At 62.6% G+C, this 26,197-nt stretch carries 7 protein-coding genes; 6 read left to right on the top strand and 1 reads right to left on the bottom strand.

Annotation, left to right across the window (positions count from 1 at the left end):
* The 3 genes from nuoL to nuoN all read left to right on the top strand — a co-directional run bounded on the left by nuoL (position 1) and on the right by nuoN (position 5,118).
* Entirely contained in the window at positions 1 to 1,962 is a 1,962-nt protein-coding gene (nuoL, locus tag DZC52_RS01340) for an NADH-quinone oxidoreductase subunit L (RefSeq protein WP_116649333.1), read from the top strand.
* A gap of 198 nt (positions 1,963 to 2,160) precedes the next feature.
* Complete coding sequence (locus DZC52_RS01345; protein ID WP_116649320.1) at positions 2,161 to 3,675, top strand: NADH-quinone oxidoreductase subunit M; 1,515 nt, start codon at positions 2,161 to 2,163, stop codon at positions 3,673 to 3,675.
* A 6-nt stretch (positions 3,676 to 3,681) separates the two neighbouring features.
* A complete protein-coding gene (gene nuoN / locus DZC52_RS01350) occupies positions 3,682 to 5,118 on the top strand; it encodes an NADH-quinone oxidoreductase subunit NuoN (protein ID WP_116649321.1) in 1,437 nt (478 codons plus the stop codon).
* Positions 5,119 to 5,312: 194 nt separating this feature from the next.
* Here the strand turns inward: nuoN and DZC52_RS01355 are convergent, their stop codons facing one another.
* Positions 5,313 to 5,816, bottom strand: a complete 504-nt coding sequence (locus DZC52_RS01355; protein WP_116649322.1) for a DUF456 domain-containing protein — start codon at positions 5,814 to 5,816, stop codon at positions 5,313 to 5,315.
* Positions 5,817 to 6,125: 309 nt separating this feature from the next.
* Between DZC52_RS01355 and DZC52_RS01360 the strand changes: the two genes are divergently transcribed.
* From DZC52_RS01360 to DZC52_RS01365, 3 genes are all read left to right on the top strand, one after another.
* Positions 6,126 to 7,829, top strand: coding sequence for a 6-pyruvoyl-tetrahydropterin synthase-related protein (locus DZC52_RS01360; protein WP_181918710.1), 1,704 nt, complete (start codon positions 6,126 to 6,128; stop codon positions 7,827 to 7,829).
* Positions 7,830 to 8,206: 377 nt separating this feature from the next.
* Positions 8,207 to 8,584 carry a hypothetical protein gene (locus tag DZC52_RS15345; RefSeq protein ID WP_147307570.1) on the top strand — a complete coding sequence of 126 codons (378 nt, stop codon included), beginning with the start codon at positions 8,207 to 8,209 and terminating at the stop codon, positions 8,582 to 8,584.
* Positions 8,581 to 26,163 (top strand): CARDB domain-containing protein, encoded by a 17,583-nt coding sequence (locus DZC52_RS01365; protein ID WP_147307571.1) that lies wholly within the window; start codon positions 8,581 to 8,583, stop codon positions 26,161 to 26,163. The genes DZC52_RS15345 and DZC52_RS01365 overlap by 4 nt, the downstream gene beginning before the upstream one ends.
* Positions 26,164 to 26,197 lie beyond the last annotated feature (34 nt).

A 26,197-nucleotide genomic window follows, 5' to 3' on the forward strand; every position in this document is an offset into this window, starting at 1 on the left:
ATTGAGACCGTACTTTTGTTGATCCCGCTGCTGCCGCTGTTCGGCAGCGCCGTGGCCGGCTTTCTGCGCCACCAGGTCGGTCGATCGGGCGCGCACTGGATCACCATCATGGCCGTGGCCGGTTCGGCCCTTCTGTCGGCCTGGGTGGCCTGGCAGGTGTTCTTCAACGGCCTGCCGACGCTCGACTACACGGTCTACACCTGGGCGGTGACCGACGGCATCACCTTCGAGGTCGGTTTCCTGGTCGACAGCCTCACGGCGCTGATGATGACGGTCGTGACCTTCGTGTCGCTGATGGTGCACATCTACACCATCGGCTACATGCACGACGACCCGGGCTACCAGCGCTTTTTTGCCTATATCAACCTGTTCACCTTCGCCATGCTGATGCTGGTGATGGCGAACAACTTCATGCAGCTGTTCTTCGGGTGGGAGGCCGTCGGCCTCGTTTCCTACCTGCTCATCGGCTTCTGGTTCAAGAAAGACACCGCGGTCAAGGCCAACCTCAAGGCTTTTCTGGTCAATCGTGTCGGCGACTTCGGGTTCCTGCTCGGCATCGCGGCGATCCTGGTCTACATGGGGTCGCTCAACTACGCGGAAGTCTTCGATGCCGTGCCGGCCGTGGAGGGCACGACCATCAGCCTGTTCGGTGATGCGCAGTGGTCGCTGATGACGGTCATCTGCATCTGCCTGTTCATCGGCGCCATGGGCAAGTCGGCGCAGGTGCCGCTGCACGTGTGGCTGCCCGACTCCATGGAAGGCCCCACGCCCATCTCGGCCCTGATCCACGCCGCCACCATGGTGACGGCGGGCATCTTCATGGTCGCGCGCCTGTCGCCGATCTTCGAGACTTCGGATGTCGCCCTGAGCTTCATCCTGGTCATCGGCGCGATCACCGCGCTCTTCATGGGCCTGGTCGGCATCGTCCAGAACGACATCAAGCGGGTCGTGGCCTACTCGACGCTCTCGCAGTTGGGCTACATGACCGTGGCGCTGGGCGCCTCGGCCTACTCGGTGGCCATTTTCCACCTGATGACCCACGCCTTCTTCAAGGCGCTGCTGTTCCTGGGTGCCGGCTCGGTCATCATCGCGCTGCACCACAAGCAGGACATGCGCGAGATGGGCGGCCTGGCCAAGTACATGCCGATTACCGCCGCGACCGCCTGGGTGGGCTCGCTGGCGCTCATCGGCTTCCCGTTCTTCTCGGGCTTCTTCTCCAAGGACCTGATCATCGAGGCGGTGCACTATGCCGACCGGCCCGGCGCCGGGTTCGCCTACTTCGCCGTGATGGCGGGCGTCGTGATCACGGCCCTATATACCTTCCGCATGCTCTACCTGACCTTCCACGGTTCGACGCGGATGGACGAGGAAACGCGCTCGCACGCGCACGAATCCCCGGCGGTCGTAACCATCCCGCTGATCCTGCTGGCCATCCCGTCGCTGGCGATCGGCTATTTCACCGTCGAGCCGCTGCTGTTCGGTGGCGCGCTGTCGGACTCGATCTTCGTGCGCGAGGCCAACGACGTCGTCGCCAACGAACTGGCCCACAAGTTCGATCACGGCGCCCTGGCCTTCGCGCTGCACGGCTTCGTCACGCCGGTGTTCTGGCTGGCGATGCTCGGTGTCGGCATTTCGACCTACATCTACCTATTCAATCCGGGCCTGGCCGAGACGCTCAAGCGTCGCCTGCACCTGGCCTGGACCGTTCTCGACAGGAAGTACGGCTTCGACGAGCTGTGGCAGAAGGTGCTGGCCGGAACCGGGCTGAGCATCGCCTCGGGCCTGTCGAAGGGCGGCGACCGCACCGTGATCGACGGCTGGCTGGTCAACGGCTCGGCCCGCCTGGTCGGACGCATGTCGGGCGCGCTGCGCCAGCTGCAGTCCGGATTCCTGTTCCACTACGCCTTCGTCATGGTGGTCGCGCTGGTCGCGCTCGTGGCGTCGTTCGTTCTGCTCCGGTAATGTTGAACTCACCATGTACATGACTGCTTCTACTGCGACGCACCCAGACCCTGCATCTGCAGCACTTCACTCGGTCGCGCATCCTCGACGTACTGTCCAGTACGCCTGCGGTTCGCTCGGTCGCGAATTGCCGCATCTACAGGGCCTGGATCCGTCTCGCGACGAACCAGCCATGCACATGGCGAGCTAAAGGACTGACTGATGTTGGATTGGCCACTGCTCAGCCTGCTGACCTGGATTCCGATCGCCGGCGCCGTCGTCGTCGCCGCCCTGGGTGGGCGCTCGCCGGACCTGGTGCGTCCGCTGGCACTCATCGTCGCGCTGGTGACTTTCGCGCTGTCGCTGCTGCTCTACGTCGGCTTCGACGCGACCACCGCGCAGATGCAGTTCGTCGAAAAGACGGTCTGGATCGAGGCGTTCAACGTTCACTACCACCTGGGCATCGACGGGCTGTCGCTACCGCTGATCATTCTCAACACCCTCATCTGCGTGCTCGTGGTCATCGGCGGCTGGAAAATCACCGATCGCCCCCACCAGTACATGGCGGCCTTCCTGATGCTGCACGCGCTGATGACGGGCATGTTCGCCGCCCTCGATGCGCTGCTGTTCTACGTGTTCTTCGAGGCGATGCTGGTGCCGATGTTCCTCATCATCGGTATCTGGGGCGGGCCCAACCGCATTTACGCCACGGTGAAGTTCTTCCTGTTCACCTTTTTCGGCTCGGTGTTCATGCTCATCGCGCTGATCTGGCTCTATCTCGATTCGGGCAGCTTCGCCATCGCCGACCTGCAACAGCACGAGTTCGGTCTGCTGCCGCAGATCTGGGTCTTCCTGGCCTTCCTGATCGCCTTCGCCGTCAAGGTGCCGATGTGGCCGGTGCACACCTGGCTTCCGGATGCCCACGTCGAGGCGCCCACCGGCGGGTCGGTGGTGCTGGCCGCCGTCATGCTCAAGATCGGCGGCTACGGCCTGCTCCGTTTCGCACTACCCATCACTCCCGATGCGGCAGCGCACCTGGACTGGCTGGTGATCGCCCTGTCCCTGATCGCCATCGTCTACATCGGCTTTGTCGCGCTCGCCCAGAGCGACATGAAGAAGCTGATCGCCTACAGCTCGATTTCGCACATGGGCTTCGTTACCCTGGGCGCCTTCCTGGCTTTCGCCATTGCCCGCAACACCGGTGAGCTGACCGGCGCCGGCCTGGGCCTGTCGGGCTCGATGGTGCAGATGATTTCCCACGGCTTCATCTCCGGCGCCATGTTCCTCTGCGTCGGGGTGCTCTACGACCGCGTCCACAGCCGCGAGATCTCCGCCTACGGCGGCGTGGCCAACACAATGCCCTGGTTCGCGATGTTCGCCGTGCTGTTCTTCATGGCCAACTCCGGCCTGCCGGGCACCTCCGGCTTCGTGGGCGAGTTCATGGTCATCCTGGCGGCCTTCCACGCCAGTTTCTGGTTCGCGTTCGCCGCCGCGGCCACCCTGATCCTCGGCGCGGCCTACAGCCTGTGGCTGGTCAAGCGCGTGTTCTACGGCGAAGTGGCCAACGACAACGTCGCCTCGCTCAAGGACCTGGATTCGCGCGAGTGGATCCTGCTGACGACCCTGGCGGTCTTCACGCTGGGCCTGGGCCTGTGGCCGTATCCGCTGATCGAAGTCATGGAGCCCTCGATCCAGAACCTGGTCGAGCACATCATGCAGAGCAAGATTGGATAATTCGACATGACGATCGCCGAACTGCAACTCGCCCTTCCCGAGATCTTCGTGCTCAGCATGGCCTGCGTGGTGCTGCTGGCCGACCTGTTCATTTCCGACGAGCGCCGCGGCCTGACGCACACCCTGGCCGTGATCACGCTGGTCTTCGCCGCTATTCTCAGCCTGCGCCTGATGATGGCGCCGGGGCAGGTCGAATACGCCTTCAGCGACACCTTCATCCGCGATCGCTTCGGCGACGTGCTCAAGGTGTTCTGCTACCTGATCCTGATCGGCGTGTTCGTCTACGCCAAGCACTACCTGCGCCAGTTCAACCTGTTCAAGGGCGAGTTCTACACGCTCAGCCTGTTCGCCCTGGTGGGCACCATGGTGCTGATTTCCGCCGGCTCCCTGCTGACCGTCTATCTGGGCCTCGAGCTGCTGACCCTGGCGAGCTACGCGCTGGTCGCCATCGACCGCAATTCGCTCAAGGGCTCGGAAGCGGCGATGAAGTACTTCGTCCTCGGTTCGCTGGCATCCGGCTTCCTGCTGTTCGGCATGAGCCTGATCTTCGGCGCCACCGGCAGCCTGGATCTCACCGACGTCAGTGCCGCCCTGTCGGCGGGCATGGGCGAGAGCATGCTGCTGACGGTGGGCCTGGTGTTCATCGTGATGGGCATCGCCTTCAAGCTGGGTGCCGTTCCGCTGCACATGTGGATTCCCGACGTCTATCACGGCGCGCCCCTGCCCATCACGCTGTTCCTCAGCTCGGTGCCCAAGCTGGCCGCCGTGGCCCTGGCCATCCGCCTGCTCGACAACGGCCTGATCGAACTGCACGCCGACTGGCAGGGCATGCTGATCGTGCTGGCCGCGCTGTCGATGGTCCTCGGCAACGTCGTCGCCATCGCCCAGACCAACATCAAGCGCATGCTGGGTTATTCGACCATTTCGCACATGGGTTTCGTGCTGCTCGGCATGCTGCCGGCCACGCAACAGGGCTATGCCGCGGCGATGTTCTACGCCATCGTCTACGCCATCATGTCGGCGGGCGCCTTCGCGGTTCTGATCCTGCTGTCCAACAAGGGCGCCGAGGCCGAGAACCTGGACGACCTCAAGGGCCTGGCCAAGCGCAATCCCTGGCACGCCCTGATGATGCTGATGCTGATGTTCTCCCTGGCGGGCATCCCGGTCTTCGTCGGCTTCTTCGCCAAGTGGCAGGTCATCGCCGCGGCACTGAGCGCCGGCTTCACCTGGCTGGCCATCCTGGCCGTGCTCACCGCCGTGATCGGCGCGTTCTACTACCTGCGCGTGGTCAAGCTGATGTACTTCGACGAACCCGAAGACGCCGAGCCGGTCACCGCCCCGGTCGACTTCCGCGCCGTACTGACGGTCAATGGGGTGGCCATGTTGGCGCTTGGGATCTTCTCCGGTGGACTGATCAGTCTTTGCGTCAGTGCCTTCGTCTGAATCGAGAAGGTTTCAGGTTTCAGGTTTCAGGAAAAGACGGGTTCGGGGTTCCGGGTTCCGGAAAACCATGAAAAGGCCTGGGGCAATGGGCAGGCATGGCGCCAGGATTATCGGCAACGCATAAACGGCTACCCCCAACGCCCCGGAACCCCGAACACGGAACCCCGAACCCCGAACCCCAAAACCGAAGGGTTTTAAATAAACCACGCCACCGCGAACCAGACCACCATCACCGCGCCGATTCCGGCGCCGACAGCGGTTCCGACCACCACGCCGATACTCGCGCCGACGCCCGCTCGCAGCGAGTCATCCAGGTTGGCCTTGCCGGCCATGTGGCCGAGCACGGCGCCGACGAAGGGGCCGAGCAGGATGCCCGGGATCCCGAAGAACAGGCCGACCAGCAGGCCCAGGGTCGCGCCCAGAATGGCGTAGCGCCCCGCGCCGAAGCGCCGTGCCCCTTCGGCCGTAGCGATGAAATCCATCAGGAGGGCAAGTACGGTCAGGACGGTCAGCCAAAGCAGCGTCCACCAGCCCACGCGCTCGAATCCATCCAGCCAGGCCATCAGGACCAGCCCCAGCAGGATCACCGGCACACCCGGCAGGATGGGAAGAATCGTCCCCGCCAGACCAAGCAGAACCAGCAGGAAAGCCAGTCCCCAAACCGGCCAGATCAGAAACTCCCAACTAAGCCATTCCATACCAGACCAGCCTTTGCATCAAACCCCGCATATGATAGGGCCAGCTGCACGTCGTGTCATAGGTCTTGTTTTCTCGGATCCCTCGCGGCTGCACAACAGAAAGTCCGACTGGGTTGAGCTTCGGCTCGTCATTGTTGTCCCGATGTCGAGGGGCAAGGCGAAGATCTGGGCCTCCCGCGGCACTCGAAAATGAGAGCAGCCGATGACACGGCGCTGGCCGGGGCGGCGCTCTGCTAGACTGCATCCTTGTGGCACTTGCTGTCCTTCCCGTCTTTGGCGTTGGTCTGAATGTTTTGCTCGTCTGGGCCGATGTCTTTCGTCCTGAGCTTCGCAGTCATTCAGCCTTCATGCCGACATCATGAAACAGCATTCTTTCGCGAGGCGATGAAAAAGCAGCCTTCCAGTCGTGGCTTCTCGACATCGATTCTCCTGGGCACCGCGATTGTGGTGTGGTTGCCAATGCACTTGTCGGGGATGATCGACAACGGCGACTGGCATCTACACTGGTTTCGTCTAGAAGGGTTCTCGCAATCACTTGTCGAAGGCGTCTGGCGCCCGTACTGGCACGCAGATGCCAACAGCGGCTACGGTGCTCCGACGTTCCTCTTCTATCCGCCGCTTTCTTACTATCTGGCTTCTATTCCGATCCTGCTTGGATCGAGCATGTCGACCGCATGGTCCGCGGTCTACCTGACGACAATTGTCGTAGCGGCTTTCGGAAGCTATCGTCTGTTCCGACTCTGGTCCGGCGCCGGTGTGTCCGCAGCTGCATCCGCGTTGTGGACGTGCTCTCCGCCGTTGCTTCTCAAGATATATCAGATACACATGCCGGCGAGCGCTCTGGCGATTGCGTTCATACCCTGGCTTCTCAGTGCCGTGATGTCATCGAATCAGGGTAGGATCAACAGGATTTTGACGGTCGCGGTAACGTCGGCCTTGCTGATTCTCGCCCATCCGATGATCGCCGTGCAGGCATCGGTCATTATGGCAATCCTGGGTGCCTTTCGGGCTTTGCGCGGTGACGCACGTGCCGTGCTACAGGCGCTTGCGGGAGGCGCGCTAGGATCGCTGCTCTCGATTTGGTACTGGCTGCCGCTCCTATTGTTTCGCGATCTCGTTCAGTGGGAATTTCTCCTAAATCCCGCCTGGCTGTGGGAGTATAACGTCCTGTTCTCCCGCCCTGAGCCGCCGTACGGGGCTTTCCACGACTTTCGCGCGCTCTTCGACGGGCTCGCCGTTGTCGGCTTCGTAATCGCCATCTCCTGTTACGCAGTAGTATTGAGCGGTGGTGAAGGAATAAAGGGTACTGGCGCGCCGCTTTTGATTGCCGTTGTGGTCTGTCTATACATCATGAGTCCCGCAGGGGTCTGGCTTGCGGAGCTATTTCCTCCCATGGGATACCTCATGTTCGCATGGCGCTGGTTGGGAGTGATGTGGCTGCTTGTGCTCTGGTTGTTGGCCCTTGCAGTTGAGATGCTTTGGTGCCGCTTAACCCTTTGGTCCAGACGCAGGAGGATCCTCGCCTTGTCCGTTCCCGCCGTCGCAATAGCGGGAATGGTCATAGTTTCGCTGGCGATCGTGGGTTTCGGGCCCCTCAGTGAGAATTGGGGATTGGTGAGCCAGCGAGTATCGGAGTCACGAGCGGAGCGCGCCATTCGTGACGAAATCTGGCCGACGCTTGAAATGCGTCCTACGTCAATGGGAGATGGCTGGAAGAAGGATCTCCATAAAGACCCCATGCCCTACGTCTGGGTACGGTCCGGTGACTTGAAGGTTCGTCTGGTCGGTCGCGCTCAGCACCGGATCGTCATTGACTATGAGGCGGAGCGAACAAGCACCATTCGCATCAAGCACCTGAACTTTCCTAGCTGGAAGGCCAGGGTCGGCGAAAAGACCGTGCGGATCGAAACAGAAGAAGGGTCTGGCGCAATGATCCTGAGAGTGCCGCCCGGTTCGAAGCGACTCGTGCTTTCGTATGAAGGCTGGCCTTGGATATCGAAGTCATCGGACTGAACTGCGATGCAGATGCCATGCGCACTTTCATAAGCCGAACCTAAATCAGCAGGGGCTCAATGAGCTTTATTGGAGCTGGCCAGCCTGCTCTATGTTCAGTGTTGAAACTCCATCCATGTTTTCGTAGACTGAAGTGGAATGGTACAAGGGGCGCCATTCGATGATCTCGATGACGATCCGATGTTGTGGCGGCGATACGCTGTGAGGGAACGGGTTCGCTGAAGGGGCAGTGTCGCTGGACGCTTCGGGCTTGAGCAATACGTTGGCAATCATGGTAGTTCATTGTGTGTTTTTCAGGGAGGCGGGCCTTTATTCGGCCCATGGGGACGTCGCGCCACGCTAATGCGGCGCGAGTCCTTCGGAGTTCATTTCTCCTGATGTTCTGCGCAGCCCTTTGGCTGCCGGGTTGGGGAGAGGAACAGCGCGACTGGCGATTAATCGGTTTTTCCGTTGCTTCGGAAACTTCGGTCTTTTCGGATTCGCTGGGACAGTTAGCAACCTACCGCCCCGGTGACGAGGTCGCCGACGGTCAATGGCGGCTGCAGTCTATTGCTGCCAACCACGTTGTTCTTGTTCCGGCAACAAGACCTAGCGCCCAATCCTCGACTGCATCGCTCGTCCTGGGCGCTGGTGAGGACGTGCCGGACATTGTCAGTGCAAGGCCGGGTACTTCCATCTACTACGAAGTTCAGGGAATTTTCCTCGACAACATCGAAACGCAGGCGGAAGCTGGCGGACAGGGGAGCGTTCCTTGAGACCCAAGAACCCCGCGCGGCTGCCGTTTCATGGCCTGTTGTCTTTGGTATTGCTGCTATTCGCAATGTCCGGGCCGGTTCTGGGGGACGTCATTCTTCCGGAAGACTATCCACCCCAAGGCTTGGAGGCACCACAGGCGCTGCGGAACGTCGATGACTACTTCGGCCCGGTCGAGCGACACGGCAATCTGCTGACGACTGCCACGGAATGGCCTCTGGATTCCTACGTCGAAGACGAACTCAACGTGGCGATTCGACAAGCCCTCACGGAGATCGTTATCGGGAATCAAGGCGACCGTTTCGATTTCGTGATGGTCCTGACGACGTTTCCGATCGAGCTGAGGTCTGAAGAGCTCGCGGCGAACGGCATGTACTGGTCCGTCAGCAATGCCGTCGAGGGGATCGGATTGCCAGCTTTCGATCAGAGCGCGGATTGGGGATCGAGCGGCCGCCTGCAAGGGTTCATCGACTTGGGGCAGGCCAGCGCGGAGCGGCTCTTCCCCCAGTCGCGCGAATATCAGTATCTTTTGACGACCGCCGCGCACGAGCTGATGCACCGCTGGTCCAGCTACGTAGGCTATATGGATAGCGGCACGATCAAGGCCGATCTGTTGGGCCATGCCGACAGCCACTGGAATTCGCTGCTGGATACCCAGGCTTCAGTGATGTACGGACACGACTGGATCGAGCAGGGTGAATCCGAGTACCAGAGTGGTCCGGTAACCCGCCGCTACTCGGCCCTAGATCTGTATCTCGCGGGCCTCGCCGATAGTAGTGAGGTCCCGCCGATGCTTCGGCTCAGGTCTCCCCAGCCGGATGTGCCAGAGTTCCCCGAGGCCGGTCTCTCGATCGAAGCCGACCCGGAATGGATCGCCATAGAGAACGTAATCGACGCCGAAGGTCCTCGGGTTCCGGGCGTCGTCGAGTCACAGAAGCATTTTCGAGCGGCGCTCGTGATCGTTAGGCGCCCCGAAGAGAGCATTCCGGCGGGGTTGATGGCCTCGGTGGAACGGCTCCGTCGTGACATTCAGGAACGTTTCTCGTCTCTCGTCGGTGGCCGGGCGGTACTGCATATCGTTCCGGAATCCGTGGCTCGCGCCGCGCCGGGATTGCCTCATCCGCTGGAAGGCAGTACACCGTCGCAAACCCCGGAGGTCGCCGTTGGGCTTGCGCTCGATTGGCTCGAGCAAGTCCAGGGGCTACAAGGCTTCTGGACGGATCGAGAAGGCAGCCGCTGGCGAGATACGGCATCTGCCGTTCAGGCGTTTCGCATGCTTCGCCCGGGGTCGAGCGCGTTGCCGGTGGCGGAAGCCGCTGCGCTGGAGGCAAACCCCGACACACTCGAAGCCCTGGCCTGGCGTGCGCGAGCGTTGCCGGGGGAAAGCGGCAAGGACGCGGAAACCGTCGAACAACTGCTTGCCCTGCAACGATCAGATGGCGGTTGGGGGTTGACGGTCCAGCATCAGTCCAGCGTCGAGGACACGGCTGGCGTTCTGAAGGCCTTCTGGGATGTCATGCCAGAACACGCCAGTAGTGAGGCGCTTGAATTCGTGGCTGGGGCGCAGAACGTCGACGGAGGCTGGGGAAGCTACCCGGGCGCTCAGACGCATTTTCCGCCGACGCTTTCGGCAATCGAGGCGCTGTCGCTTCCGATTGCCACCCACTCTGAGGCACTGCAATCGGGCAGGGATTGGCTTGCCTCTCGGCACAGGCCGAGTGGGGAGTTCAGGCATGAAGGTGAGATGTTTGCCCCGGGCGGTGCGGCGCGTGCCCTGGCGCTTCTGATCGGCCACGATGTCGATCCCTTGCTGTTCGACTCCACCGCATCTTGGCTGTCAAGGCAGCAGGGCGAATCGGGAGACTGGAGCGGAAGCGCGTTCTCGACGGCCAGTGCCATTCTGGTGCTGGGGCGCCTGGAGCTGCCCAATCTCCAGATCGATGGGCAGCCATCCGCCCAACCCGAGACTCCGATCGTGGGCTCGCTGCTCCAGTTGTCGGCTCGTGTCGCCAACTCCGGGCGCGAGACGGCGCCGCCATCCACGACTCGGTGGTACCTAGGCGATCCGCGCGAGGGTGGTACGGCGATTTCCGGACCGATCCAGGTTCCGGAGCTTCCTGCCGGCTCTTCGCAGCTCGTCGAATTCCTGTGGGAGACGGATTCCCAGCCGGGTGAGCAGGATGTCTGGGTCGCCGTGGAGGGACAAGCCGGACTGGAAGAATGGACGCTCGAAGACAACTACCGACACTTGCCAATCCTCGTTTCCGATCCGCCCGAAGGTCCGGAGCTCGCCCTGCATCCGAGCGCGATTTCGGTTTCGCCGGCCGCAATCGACTCCGTTCCAACTGAGGTGCAAGTCACGGGAACGCTATGGAACCACGGCGGCACCAGCGTGAACGATACGGCGCTGGTCCTGATCGATACCCAGTCCGCGCCGCCGACGATTTTGGCCGAAACATTCGTTGACGCCCCCGCGGGTGGAGAATCGGCCTTTGACGTTTCCTTTGAGTACGACGGAAGCCAAAGCAGCCAGCTGTTGTTGGCCGCCGATCCGAATGGCCTGGTTGCGGACGCCGACCGAAGTAACAACGAAGCCGAAGTCGGCTTGACCGTGAGCACGGGCATCGATGTGGCGGTGGAATCCATCGCCCTTGAGCCCGAAGAGGCGCCCTATGCCGGTCATCCTCTCGAGATCAGGGTGGAGCTGGCCAACAGGGGGCTTGCCGCTGCGCCTTCTTTTGCCGTAGACATCGACGTACTGGACAGCGAGGGGCAGCCGGTCCACGAGGCGACGACCAGCCTGTCCATGGACTCCCTTTCCAGCACGTTTCGCAATGTCGACTGGCAGCCCGCTACGCCCGGCATCTACACGGTGTCGGTCCAGGCCGATCCGGAAGCATTGCTGGATGACGTCGATCCGCTCAACAACGAGCTCGAAGCTTCGTTCGAAGTGACCGTGGCGGAGGGCATGAATCTCCGACTCGACCCACTTTCGGTCTTGGCTCTGCCCGACCCGGGTGTCGAAGGTGACGCATTCAACGTGACCGCCACGGTTCATTCCGACGGTGGAGAAGCCGTTCCGGCCTTCTCCCTGGGGTTGTTTGACGGCGATCCGAGGAGCGGCGGTCAGCTCCTCGGTGATGTCGTTTATGACAACGGCCTGGCTCCCGGAGAGTCGGTCGATCTCAACATCCAGGTCGACGAATTCGGGCTGCGTGGGCAGCAGACCCTGTGGTTGCAGGCCGACAGGCTCGATGAAGTCTCCGAGACGGATGAGCTCGACAACCTTCACGCGTTCGACCACCAGGTGCTAAGCCTCCCGGACCTGATGGTGCAGGCCTCGGACTTTTCGATCGATCCCGCCGCACCCATCCCCGGCGAGCCGGTCACGTTGGATACGAGGATCCACAATCTGGGAGAGCAGCCAGCAGACAGCGTTCGTTTCGACCTGCTCGAGATCAGCCCGGAGGGCCAGAGTCTCATCGAATCGCGAATCGTTGACGAAGTAGCCGGTGAGGGATTCGTCACCGTGTCCTGGTCCTGGACGCTCGGCGCCGTTGAAGATCCCGAGCGCTTGCGCGTGGTCGTCGACCCGGAAGCAGAAATTCCGGAACTATCGGAGGCGAACAACGAGTCAGATCTGAGTCTTGCAGCCGGCGAAGGGCCGTTGTTCACGACCAACCGATATTTCTCGCCCAACGGTGACGGCGTCAAGGACGACACCCTGCTGGTCTTCCGAGTGGAGGAGGCGCTTGAGGTCGAGCTGATCGTTGAGCGGCCGGGTGAGGTGGTTCGCAGGTTCACAGAGTTTGCGGAAGACCCTGTGGATCGCGGACAGCTGCGCTGGGACGGCCGCGATGACTTCGGCTCGGTGGTCGTTGATGGTGATTATCTCGTCCGATTGAGATCTGGCAATCAGGATCTCGCCAGCACCGTGGTGACCGTGGATACCGACCGCTCGCCGCTCATTCGGGCACACAATTTCGCAAGGGTGTTTCATAACCAGGTCGAGGGGTTCAGGCAGGACAACTACGAACCGATCCGCGTGACTGATCCCGAGCTGGGGCCCGCCTACGTCGTTATCGATCCATACAGCGTCGGCCAGAACAGCACGCTCAACGGGGTCTACAAAAGCGGTGTTCGTAGGCTCGATCCTGTCGTTACCGATCAATGGATACAGGATCGCGCGGACCTGACGGGCATCCCGTTCGAGCCGGTCGATATCGCCTACGACGGTGGGCGACGGCTCGCCATCCTGGCGGAGGAAGATGGCCAGTATCAGATCTGGCTGACGGACTTGTCCTCCGTTGACTCCGTGGCCATGTTCGACGTGCCCGTGAACGATGGCGATTCGCTGACGCTCTCCGGTTTCGGGCACGCCGGGCGAATCATCCTCCACCACTCGGCCGGCTCGACCGACGGGAGCCACTTCTCTGCACTTGACCCCGACTCCGGGCAATTCGTGGAGACAGTCCAATTGGATTGGGCGCCGACACGTGACCAATACAGCCATCTCTCCGAGGGGGTGCTGGTGCACGGAAACGGCGAGCTCGCTTTCTTCGATTTCCAAGGTGGGAGCGAGGTACTGGACGTCCAGGCGACGGATTGGCCGAGTTTTCGGGCGGACGTCGCCGCTTCGGGCCGCTACGCCGCCGTGCATTTCGCGGACGATTTGGAAGAAGCAGTTTTCCTGTTCAGCCAGGACGACAGGACGCTCGAAGAGCTGAGTCGTGTCGAGAGCATCCCGCACTTTCTCGGTGCCGAGATTTACGGTCCCGAAGGGGCTCCGATACAGGTCGATGCAACTGTCCTCGGCATGTCGTGGTCACCGACACAGGAAATCCTTGCCGTTGCGAATGCCGTCTCCGGTGAAATCAGCATGGTTCTGGCCCAGCAGCAGGAGGTGCTGAACTTCGCTATTCCACTGATACAGCCTGAGTATTCAGAAACGATGACGATCGACGGCGAGGGTAGCCTCGAGCGGCAGTGGCGGTTCCGGGCCATTCAGGATATAGCCACCAAGGTCGGTCCACCCGAAGATTGTTGTGATGCGCCACACTCTGATGGTAGTGCCGGTTCGCCCCCCGGAGGTGGGCTCGAAATGCGCGAAGGCCAGCCTCTCAAATGGGATGACCGCGGCGAGCGGCTAATGTTCGCACTCAGCGATGTCATCCATGCCGAGAGCGACGGCTACCAGGTACGAGTCCCCGGACGAAGTACGCTCTTTACATTCGAGCGACTGAGCAGTGAAATCGAAGCGGTGCGCTCCGATTCGCTTTGGCCCTACGAGGGGCAAAGCGGCCGTTCGCTGATGCCCGACTCGTCGCACTACGGCTTCGGTCTCCATTTGGTTCATCCATTCAGGATTCCGCGTTTCTACTGGTGGAGTGCGGGGCGTCCTCAGGAGTGGCTAGAGCCACTGGGGCCATACTACGTGGAGAGCTTCTGGTCGGGCGAGGCGGGCTACGTACTGGTGGATGAAGCTTGCGCGACGCCCGACGGAGCCTGGGGCACCGAGTGTCTGCCAACACCGGTGCTGAATCTCGACCGGCCAACGACCTGGTTGTCGGCGGTGCTTGCAGCCGAGGACCTCGACCTGGGTGGCTTTGCGACCGACCGAAACCTGGAGTCATGGCGCATCGACATGTCTCCCGGTGACGGCCAGGCGGCCTGGCAGGCAGTCGCCGGGTGGACACCTTCGGCAGTCATAGATTCCCGCTTTCTGCGGTGGCCGCCCTCGGTCTCCGGGCCGGTGCTGCTGCGTCTCGAGCTGGCGGATAAGGCGGGCAACCGACACCAGGCCACGCGTCGCGCCATCCTGCCAGTCGATCCGCAGGAGCCTGTCATCGAGCTTTCGACCGCCGATCCACGGCTCATTTCTCCTAACGGCGATGGCATTAAGGACGCCACGGTCCTGGAGTATGAGGCGGTGCTGGCCGATCCGTTCTATCTCCGGGTCTTCGACTTGGCTGGAACGGAAGTTTTCAACCAATTGGTCTCGCATTTGCCGGGTGAACTCGGAACACAGCTCATCGAATGGGGCGGCGACTCGCATGCCGGACCGGTCGTTGCTGATGGCGAATACAGCCTGGAGCTTTGGCGTTATCTCGTTCCCGTCGCTATCGACAACACGCCACCCGCTGTGCAGGTAGAAGAAGTGGTCGCGCCTTTTCTAGAAAAGGATGCCTCCCGTGATACAAGACTCGCAATGGTCCGTTCGGAGATTTCGGACCAGTCGATAGCCGAAGTGATCATGGAGTCGAGGTTGCGTGAGGGGTCGCTGCAGTGGTCGGAGTTCCGCTCGATCGGCGATCTTAACTGGATTGGCATTTCCAATAGCGACTTTGCGGCGCGAGAGTTCAGGATTCGCGCGGAGGACTCCGCCGGGAACGTCACCTATGGTTCGGTTCCCTGGCCGGGCGACTACCTGATGCTCATGGGTGTGGAAGACGATGAGGGTCGCGTCCATCCTGACCCGACCAGAAAGTCGCTGGTTTTCGATCCCGCTATATTCAACGACGAAAGCAGCGATACGGTTTCCTGGGCGAGCAAAGTTTCCCTGACCGAGACGGATTCCCTCCGTCTCGATGCTCTCGACCTCAGCCTCGATCGCATCGATGATCTCCATATCGAATTCCGGGCAGCCGGCGAGAACGAGTGGCAGTCATACGAAGTGCCGCCCGATGAAGTACGCGATGGGTGGGCGGCTCTTCCCCTCGATCAGATTCCGGCCGCGCGCATGGAAGCGAGACTCAGGAGTTCACAACCGGACCTGGTTTCGAATCTCGCCTCCCTGGACCTTAGCTACGTCGGCGTCCCCGAATGCATTGCTTCGTACCACGAGGGCTTCTTTGAGGAAACCGATATCGCCGTCGCGGAGAACGATATCGTGGTTTTCTGGCAGGCCTATTCGTCACCCGACTTCCAGGACCGGGAGTTGCGACATGTAAGGCCTGGCCAGCCGCCGCGGACCTTAGAGCCAGTTCTGGTTGGGTCGAAGGGGGCACGAGCGTATGTGGTTCGAGACGTTGGTAGTGGCGAACAGACCTTCGTCTATCGTGTCAGGTTTGACGATGGCAGCGAGCGCAGCAGAACCGTCAGTTTCGGTTGCGGAAGTCAGGCCGTGCCTTTGCCGACCTGCTTCAATCCGTCCGAGCATGCTGGATGGTTCCCCGATGCGATACCGGACGTTGATCCGCTGACGCACTCCCGCGTGTTCTGGCGCCCACATCCAGGTTCGGACTATCCGTTTGCAGAACTCTTTTCGGAAGGCGCCGCCGGCGATCAACTGGTCTTGCCAAGTCTGACGGGCCAGGATGGCGCTCGGTTGTACCTGCTCGACAAATCATCCAACTATCACGCCCAGCTCGAAATTGCCGAAAGCAGTAATGTCGTGGAGTACTCGGTTGACACGACTTGCGTCCAGCACGTTCCGATCGTCAGGGTTCATTCCCTCCCTGCCCTGGACTGCAACACGAATGCCGGCGGCGTCAGGGTCTCTCTGCTTCCCCCCGGCGATTCAGCCTACCCGGAAGAGTATGCGCACGTGCGGTCGGAACTCCAGACCATGGGCGGAAACGTTCTGTCCGTTCTGTTCGACGAGAGTGCCCCGGAGCCCTTCGTTCCCAGTGGGTCGGACTGTCCCCGTCCGGAACTCCTCGCGAGAGGAGAGGTGCTGCTGGATGACCTGGCGGCGGGAAACTATCGCATCGTGACCGTCACGACATCCGAGCAGGGCAATGTCTGGCGGGACGTCAAGTCCATTCCCGTCTACGCTCAGGCGCCATCCCAGGACATCAATGCACCCCAGGACCAGGCATTGGTCTGTGTCGATGAGTCGCATCCTGTCATCGGAGTCGACCATCAGTTTCTTGACGCGCGCCTCGCACCGGCGATGGTCGAGGCGTGGGGCCATCCGAGCATGGTCGGTCCAGAAGGATACCGGCTGGAGTATTCAGACGTGATCCGGCCGGATGAACGGTCATTGAACGAGAACTTGCTTGGCGAATGCGAGCCGAATCTGAGTACTCCGATATCTCTGGAGGCTGCCCCATGGGCTTCCGAAAAGGTGTCGCCGTTCGAACTGTACTCATTGCCGGGGTCGCCTCAGTCCGTCACCGGCGTGCTCGACCTCAATTTCAGTCGAGTGGATCGTGCTGGTGGACGGTCCTGTGAGGCGCGACGGGTCGGTGTCGACTCACGGGTCGAGGCCGTCAATCTGGGCGCCAGGCCCATTCAGGCCTGGTCGCAGCGCCAAACGGCGATGCTGACTCTGAATGGCGCCGCCAGCCTGAGAAAGTTTCTCTACAGCGGCGGAACCCACGAGCCATTGAAGCTGTTTATGCAGGTTCATCCTGCGGTTGTTGATGCTCAGGGCGACTGGGTGCCCGCCGAGCCGCCGGTGCACATATTCGACCCGCTGGACATCGAGGGGCCGGCGAGTCCCGAACTTTCTCCTGCCGAGTTCGTGCTTGAGTGGAACGGTCAACTGGATGACGGCTGGGTCGAGGACGGTTTCTATTTCCTCGTGCCATCGTTCCAGGATGGATGCCGAGTTTCTGAATTCGACGGCGAACTGGTGGAGGTCGACTCAACGTCTCCGCTGATCGAAATTGAGTCACCGCAGCCTTCCCAGACCATCGAAACCAGCCTGATTGAGGTCATAGGCAGCATTTCCGACAAGTACTTCGAGCGCTATGAGGTCAGCTTTGGAGTCGGCGCCAGCCCGGCGACCTGGACGCTGCTTTCGGAATCCGAAGTCGAGGCCCCGGAGCCTGAAACGCTGGCCCTGGGCGAGGTTTCCGGCCTCGACGGCCCCGGTGTGATTCGCGTGCGTGCCAGTGATCTTCTCGGCAACCAAAGCGAGTTGCTGGTCCCCGTCACGTTTGATACACCGCCACCCCTGATCGAGATGCTGACGGTCAATCCGAAGCTCTTCGGCCCCACAGGCAACGGCAGCCTGGATTCAACGGCCATTGGCTTCTCTCTGGCCGAGGCTGCGTCGGTGAACCTTATCGTTGCAGATGCCCAAGAGAACCGCCTACTGGACGTCCTAGCCGACGAGGGTTTCGATCAGGGTGCGCATACGATTGAGTGGGACGGGGAAGACGCTCAGGACGTCGTTCTTCCCGACGGACGGTACCGGGTGCTGATCAGTGCGCAGGCGCTCGATGACGCGGACCATATTGGCGAGGCGGGTCATGACGTCGTTATCGATACGACGGCTCCGCAACTGGAGTTCCTCTACCCGGATGCACCGCATATCAAGGGCGAAGGCCTTGCCGAAATCGGGTTCGAGGAACTGCATCCCTATCTGTTGTCGTTCGAGCTCCTGGATGCGGACGACAACCCGGTAGATTCCGGCGAGGTCGCCCAGCCCAGCAGCCAGGAAGAGTACGGGCTGGTCGCCCTCGACGAGCTGGACGAGGGCGAGTATCGACTCGAAGTCGAGGCCGTCGACCGGGCCGGCAACAGCAGCGAAGCGAACCAGACCTTTGTGGTCGACAGGACGCCACCGGATATCGCACTGGGGACTCCCGGAGAGGGCGACCACTTGATGGTCGGCAAGGTCTACGACGTGACGGGTGAGGTGGATGACGACCACCTGACCGGGTGGCAGCTTGCCGTGGCCGTGGAATCCGAAGAACCCGACTGGCAGGTCTTGCACGAATCCAACGCCTTACCCGAGAGTTCCGATCTCCACGAGTGGCTTGTGGACCTGCCGGACGGCGCCTATCTTTTCAGGCTGCAGGCCGTTGATCGGGCCGGCAACGAGTCCGAGATCACGCGTGCCTTCGTCGTCGACGGCATGCCGCCTGAGGCGCAGATCGCATCGCCGGAATCGCACGCCTGGGCAGGCCCCGAGCTCGAGGTCATCGGAACGGCTCAGGATCTGAATCTCGGCGCCTATCGGATGAGCATGGCCTCTCTCGACAACGGTGAGGTGAGCGGGGACTGGCTGGAAATCGCTTTCTCAGAACAGGGAGTCGCCGGTTCCGTCCTGGCGGCGACCACGCCCACCGCCGCCAGCGGGGCTTACCGGCTCCACCTGGAGGCCTGGGACCGGGCCGGCAACGTCGGCGAGAGTACGCTTGATTTCAACTACGCCGGCATGACGCCGCCTCCGCCGACCGGGCTGGTCGCACAGGTCGAAAACCAGCAGGATGTGCGCCTGTCCTGGCAGGCGCCTGTGCACGCCGTTCCGCTCGCGGGCTTCAATGTCTACCGCAACGGCGAGCTCTTGACCGCAACGCCCGTTCTGTCCACCGGTATGATCGACCCCGGGCTCGTCGAGGGAAGCTACCAGTACACGGTCACCGCGCTGGACGAGGCTGGTAACGAAAGCGCGCCTTCTGTGCCTGCGAACGTCATCATAAACTTGGCGGCGCCGACCGTGCAGATTTCCAGCCCGGCGCCCGCGAGTCGGGTGCGCGGTTTGGTGGACGTTTCGGGAACGGCTTACAGCGCCGAAGGCTTTGACTCTTACAAACTGTGGGTCCAGCCGTCGAGTGGGCCCGCACAGCTCGTGCAGCAGTCGGCATCGCCGGTTCTGGGCGGCACCTTGGCGGTCTGGAACACCACGGGCCTGCCCGATGAAAGCGAGGTCAGCCTGATGCTCGAGGCCGAAGACACCTTCGGTAATGCCGCGTCCGTTTCCGTCAACGTGGTGATCGACAACTTCGCGCCCCAGGCGCCCACCGGCCTGGTCGCCGAGATCGTCGATGACGAGAACGTCCAGCTCGACTGGAATCCCGGCAGCGAGCCCGACCTGCTCGGCTACCTGCTGTACCGCAATGGCGACCCGGTCAACTGGTCGGGCAACCTGCCCGACGACCTGCGCCTGCTGGCTCTCCCCGACATCGCATTCCTGGACGAGGCCGTGCCCGACGGCCTTCATGCCTATCGCGTCTTCGCCATCGACGAGGCCGGCAACGTCAGCCCGCCGTCCGAACCGGCCGAAGTGGAGCTGGACAGGCGGCCGCCAGCCATGACCATAGTGGAGCCCCTTTCCGGCCATGCTTTCGATGAGTCGGTGCGCGTGACCGCCGACAGCGAGGATCTCGACATTGCCGAGGTCCAGTTCGCCTGGCGTGCGGAAGGAGATGTCGACTGGACGAATCTGGGCGACCCGGTTTCGCAGCGCCCCTATCGTCGAGTCTGGACGCCGGGCGAGCTGGCCTGGGGCGAGTACGAGATTCGCGCGCTCGCCAGCGATACCGGCGGGCTGACAGATCCCGAGCCACCGGTGGTCGCGGTTCAATACGCCGACCTGACGCCCCCGCAGATTCCGCTGGCGCTATCGGCAGCGGTGGACGGCACGGAAGTGTCGCTTACCTGGCAAGCGGTGCCGGATGATGACCTTGCCGGCTATCGCGTTTACCGGGGAGAGTTCGGCTTCGTAATGATCGCCGGACCCATCGAAGCGACCGAGTATGTCCATACCGTCGGCTGGAATGAGTGGGATGACATCAGGGAGATTGGTTATCGCATCACCGCGGTCGACGAGGCCGGCAACGAGTCGGAGCCGTCGGCGACCGTCGAAGTCACCGTCCACGAGCCCGAGCTCGATCAGCCCTATACGCCGACGCCTTTCCCGGTGACCAACCTGTATGGGCTGAGCCGGGTGGCGGGCACGACCTCGGGCGGCGTGACCGCGGCCAGCGATTCTCAAGCTCTGCCGGAAGTGGCCGTGGCGGAAGCGGCCGAGTTCTCGCTCGAAGCAGTCGGCCTGTTCCCCGGCGACAACCAGATCACGTTGCAGATCGAGGACTCCGGCGGCGATCGCAGCATACCGGCGACCGTCAACGTCACGCATGGCCTGCCGCCCGAGCCGCCTGAAGGTCTCGTGTTGGCAGACAGCGGCGATGTTCTGAGCGCCGACTGGGACGACCATGTCGATCCGGATGTCATCGGTTATCGCCTGTTCCTCAACGGCAATGCGATTCCTGCCGACGAGCCGTCGCCTGTACCGACTGATGCGTCGACGAATTACGGTGATCCCTGGCGTGCGCTGGACGGCGATCCAGGCAGCGCGTGGGGCGACAACTACTATCACTATGAAAGCCGGCGCCCGTACATCGAAATCGAGTTCGCCCAGCCGCTGATCGTGACAGCAGTCGATCTGGACTGGCTGCCCGATCGTCAGGGCGTGGATTTCAACGTTCTGGGCTGGAGCGGTGATGTCTGGTCGCCGCTGACGCAAGTGCGCGGCAACGACGAGGCTGAGAATACGCTCCACCTCCCGATGCCCTACCGGACCGATCGCCTGCGCGTGGAGATTCTCGAGCTCGAGCAGACCGGCTCCGATGCACTTGGCCTGCGCGAACTCGAGCTGCTCGTGAGGCCGCTGCTGGGCGACTCCGAGTGGCAGTCCGAAGCGCTCATGGACGGTCTCTACGAAGTCGAGGTAACCGCAATCAACGGCTTCGGTTTCGAGAGCGAGCGCAGCGATGCCGTCGAAGCGGGTATCGGCGACGTGCAGCCGCCCGAATCCGTCGTGCTGACGGCCGCGGTCGACGGATCGGACGTGCTGCTCGATTGGACAGAAAGCGTCTCCGACAATGTCGCTTATTACAGCCTCCATCGCGACGGCGAGGAGATCGTGCAGGTCGCCGTCGGGGAGCCGACGAACCATTGGGACCAGGCTTTGCCGAACGGCAGTTATTCCTATGTCGTGTATGCGGTGAGCGAGGCAGGCGTACCAAGCCTGCCCTCGAACACCCAATCGGTTCAGATCGACGTCCAGGCTCCGGCCGCGCCGGTCGATCTGGTCGTCACCTCGCCGGCGGCGGGCAATGCGCTGCAGATCGATTGGGCAGGGGGCCCCGGACCGGCGCCCGCATCGTACCGGCTCAGCCGAGCGTTGGCCGAGGAAGGGTCGTTCGAACTCGTGGTCGAGCAATCGGCAACGGCGTACCTCGATCAACCGCTGGACAACGGCGTGACCTATTACTACGTGGTCGAAGCGCTGGACGGGATCGGCAACGCCAGCGGCCAGAGCGGGGTCGCGAGTGGAACGCCGGCCAACGTGGTCGCGCCGTCGCCTCCGATCTTCCTTTATCCGGGCATGATCGGCGAGACGGTTGACGTAGCACAGTCGCCCCAGTCCTTTTCCGGGACGGCGCAAGCTGGCAGCATCATCGAGCTCTGGCGCGATGAGACGCTCTTTGCTTCCGTGTCGACCATCCACGCTCCCGAAGCATCCTGGTTGACCGCGCCGGACTCCGAAGTGGGTATCGAAAGCACCATCGTGTCGGATGGCGAGTGGGTCTGGGCCCCCATGCAGGGCCAGGATCGCATCTTCAACACCCGCGATGGCAGCACGCTCGGCCCCTGGCCTGAAAGCGCGAACCGAGCGGTTTGGGATTCTGCCAACGCTGATCTATGGCGGCGTTTGTCCGGCCCGGATGTCTATCAGCGAGTCGACCTTGACAGCGGGGAGACCGAAGTCCTGGACACGCCGCTGCAGACGATCGAATTCGCCTCGCCGGCGCCGGACGGCGTCTGGGCCCTGCTGGCGGGCTACCTGGCCCAGGGGCAGCCCTTCGGCATGTTCCGGTGGAACCGTCACAGCGGTGACGTCGAGGAACTCGAAGCGACCGAGTATTCCGACTTCCACGTGAACACCCACGTCTGGTCGCCCGACTCGACGCGGGTGGCGTGGGTGCGTTCGGACCGGCTACGGGTGATGGACCTGACGGCCGGCACGTTCGTCGAGTACGGTACGGATATCCGCAGGGTACGCCCGTCCTGGTCTCCGGACGGCCGCTTCCTCGCGGTGGTCACGGGCCCGGACGGAAACACCGGCGTCGAGGTGTTCGACACCGAAACCGGCACGGCCTGGCAGCCGCCGCTCGCTGCCGATTCGCAGAGCATTCCGACCTGGAATCACGATGGCTCACGCCTGCTACTGCTCCAGGGCAGCGAAGGCCGGGTCGTCGCGTTCCCGTCGGGCGAGGTGATCGAGCAGCTGGATTTCGCGCCGGTCATGCAAGCGTTCGATGCCATCAGCTGGCAGCGGTTCTCTGAAATCCTGGCGGTTTCGGAGTCGAACGGCCGACTGGCTTTGCTCAGGCCGACAGGCTGGTTCCGCATGGACGAAGTCGAAGTCCATGCCGGAGACAACGTGTTCCGAGGATTTGCGGTCGATGCTGACGGCAATGCGAGCGTGCCTTCGGGCGATCTTACCGTGGTGCTGGACGAGCAGGCGGTGCCCGACCTCACGATTGCGGCGGACGATCTGGTCGTCGAGCCTGCCGCAGGCATGCCGGGTGAAGCCTTTGTGGCGTCCGCGGTTATTGGCAACACGGGCGGCGCAGCCAGCCCGCAGACGCAAGCGCTGATGGTCCTGACGACGCCGTCGGTTACCGGTCAGAGCGTTCTCCTGGAAGTGCCGCCGCTGCAGGCCGGTGCCGAGACAACCATCGAGTGGGAACTGGGCGAGTTGGCAACGGAGGGTGTCCATGAGCTGCTGATCGAAATCGATCCGTTGGTCGAGCTCAACGAATCCTCGCGCAGCAACAACTTTGCCGAACGAAGTTTCGTGGTCGGCGAGCCAGGCGAACCGGCCTTCGATGTGCTGATGGCTTCCGAGTTCCTTGCGCCCGGTCAGTCCCTTAATGCCGAGCTGAAGCTGGTCAATCCGGGGCCCGAGTTCTCCGGTCACGTCGATCTCCAGATCCGGGATGCCGGCGGCGTCCTGGTGGCCGAGCTCGATGGCCGGACGATCGACACGCTGCCGGCGGGCGAGACCTGGTACAGCCCCGTGAGCTGGGAGACCGAGGGCGTGCTCGCCGGGCAGTATGCTCTGCACGCCACCCTGCATGACGCCTTCGGGGTCGAGCTGCAGGAGGTCGTGCGGGCATTCAACGTACAGCTGGATGCACAGGTCGAAATGACCCTTGCGCCGGAGTTCGGCGTCGTCGCCAAGGACGAGATGGCAAAGATCCTGACCGGCGTCGAGATCGTTCACAGCAACGGCGTCGTCGTCGATGCCGGGCTCGAACTCGTAGCCGCGAACGCCGCTGGACAGGAAGTGCGGCGATGGGAGCGAAACCTGGGTACGATCCTGGCGGGCTACCGGTCGAGCGAAACGATCAGTTGGCCGCTCGAGGACATACAGACGGGCACCTACGAGTTGCGCCTGGAGCTGTCCGGGCCTTCGATTCTGCGAACCGCCGTTAGTAGTCTCACCGTGGTCGAAAGCGCCGGTGCCGAAGAGCTGACGGGTTCAGTGGCGTTCACGCAGGCGCCCCTGTCCCTCGGGTACTCACCGGGAGTTGCCTGGGAGGTGCAGGCGCCGGCCGACACAGCCTATTCGGACTTGCCGTTGCGCCTGACCCTGGCGACACTGCCGGACGGCTCGGCGCTGGAGGTCGTCGAGCAGGATGTCGCCGTCGATGCGGGCGAAAGCAGCTCGGGCGAGACGGCCTTTGCCAGCGTGCTGGCAGATCAGGGCGACTATGCCGTCACCCTTGAGGCCTGGTCGGAGGAAGCGAGCACCTGGATGCCGCTGGCCAGTGACAGCGCAAGCGCACTGGATCTCGGCGCACCCGTGATCGAGATTACCGACCCGGCGGCCGGCGAGATCGTGCGGAATCCGATCGGGCTCGCCGCGGTCGTCACCGATAGCTACTCGCCCATCGACGAGGCGGCTTATCGTCTTGGTGAGGACGGGCCCTGGATAGCCCTTTTCGAAAGCGGGCTCGGCGGTTACGTCGCCTCGCTCGAGACGCTCGAAGAGGGCCAGCACGAACTGCGCGTGCGTGCGACCGATACCGCGGGGAATCTGTCCATTTCCGCTCCCCGCGTCTTCACCGTCGATGATACGCCGCCGGAGATTCTCGTCTCCGGCGTCAGCGACGGATCGATCGAGAGTACCACGGTGGCGCCAATGATCGACGTCACCGACACGCACCTCGACGAAGTCACGATCACGCTCGACGGCGAATCGTATATCTCGGGGACGACGATCGATGAGGAAGGCGCGCATCTGCTTCAGGTCGTCGCTTCCGATCTGGCCGGCAACACGTCCCAGGTCACGCTGCAGTTCGAGCTCGACTTTACGCCACCTGACATCGCCTTCGTCGAACCCGAAGAGGGCGCGACTCTGCTCAATGGCGAAGTCGAGGCCGTACTACAGACCGAGCCCGGGGCCGAGGTATCGGTGTCGCGCGGCGCCTTCCAGGCGGAGACGACCGCGGATGCCCAGGGACTGGCGGTGTTCGAGTCCGTATCCCTGGAACTGGGCGAGAACCGGATAGAGGCCAGCGTGCTTGATTCGGCCGGCAACCAGAGCGACCCGGTCGAGCGCATGGTCGAGTGGCTGCCGCCGTCGGGGGTCCTCGAGGGAACGATCGTTCCCGATGCCCTTGAATTCCCGGCCGATGCCCAGGTGGCTGGCGTCATCGAGTTGCACAATCCGGCCGAAGAAGGCCTGTCGAATCTGGCCTATCGATTCCGCGTGTCTCACGAAGACGTCGGCGAACCGCTTTCGGAGTGGTACGGCGACGGCGATGTGCCCGCGGGTTCGACGGCCGAGTTCGGATGGAACTTCGCGTCGGCGGGATGGCCGCTCGGCGAGTTGACCCTGGTCCTCGAGATTCAGGAGGGCGAGGACTGGATCGAGCTCGATTCCCGTGTTGTCGTCCTTGCCGACGTGTTGCCGCCTGACGTGCTGCTGAGGTCGCCCTCGGCCGGGCAGGTGGTCGGGGGAGCGCTGAACGTGCTGGCCGAGGCCGTCGACGAGCACAGCGGCATTGCAATGGTCGAACTGTCGCTTGCCGGTGGCGCCTGGCAGGCGATGCTTCCGGACGCGGGCGTGCCCGATCACTACCGGGCCGACCTCCAGGACCTGCCGAAAGGCGATCTGGAGCTTGCCGTCCGCGGCGTCGACGAGTGGGGCAACGAGGCCGGCGTCGGACCCGTCGAGTTCGTCGTCGACCGCACCGCTCCAGTGATCTCCATCGGCGGCGTCGACGACGGCCAGGTCGGAAACGAACCGGTGACACCCGTCATTCAGGTCAAGGACGCCCACGATGTCGAATCGCAGGTTCAGCTCGATGGCGAACCGTTCGACAGTGGCACGGAAGTGAGCGCCGAGGGTATTTACGTGCTCTGGGTGAGCGCCGAGGACGAGGCCGGCAACGAATCCGAAACCCAGATCCAGTTCGAGATCGACCTGACGACGCCGACTATCGAATTCACGCACCCCGATCCCGGCGACGCGATCGCCACGGGTACGGTGCTTCTCTCGGGGGTGACCGAACCGCGCTCGCAGGTGCACCTGACGGGACCGTCCGGGGAGGTGACCACGCACGCAAATGAACAAGGCGAGTTCCAGGTGCCCGACTGGCCATTGCAGGTGGGGCTGAACACGATCGTCGGCGAGGCGATCGATCCCGCGGGTAACGAGGGCGCACCTGCCCAGCTGGAGATCAGCTACCTGCCGGAGGATGCCCTGTTCCACGACCGCTTCGAGGCGCTCGGTCTGCTATTCCGGACCGCCCTCCTGATGCCAGGGCGCCTGACCGGAGCGGACACGTGGGCAAAAGCGAACGATTGGGAGGCGACGCGGCAGTGAAATTGGCCCGAACTCATTGGTGGAAGCGGCCGTC

The organism is Wenzhouxiangella sediminis (assembly GCF_003410055.1).
GTDB lineage: Bacteria > Pseudomonadota > Gammaproteobacteria > Xanthomonadales > Wenzhouxiangellaceae > Wenzhouxiangella > Wenzhouxiangella sediminis.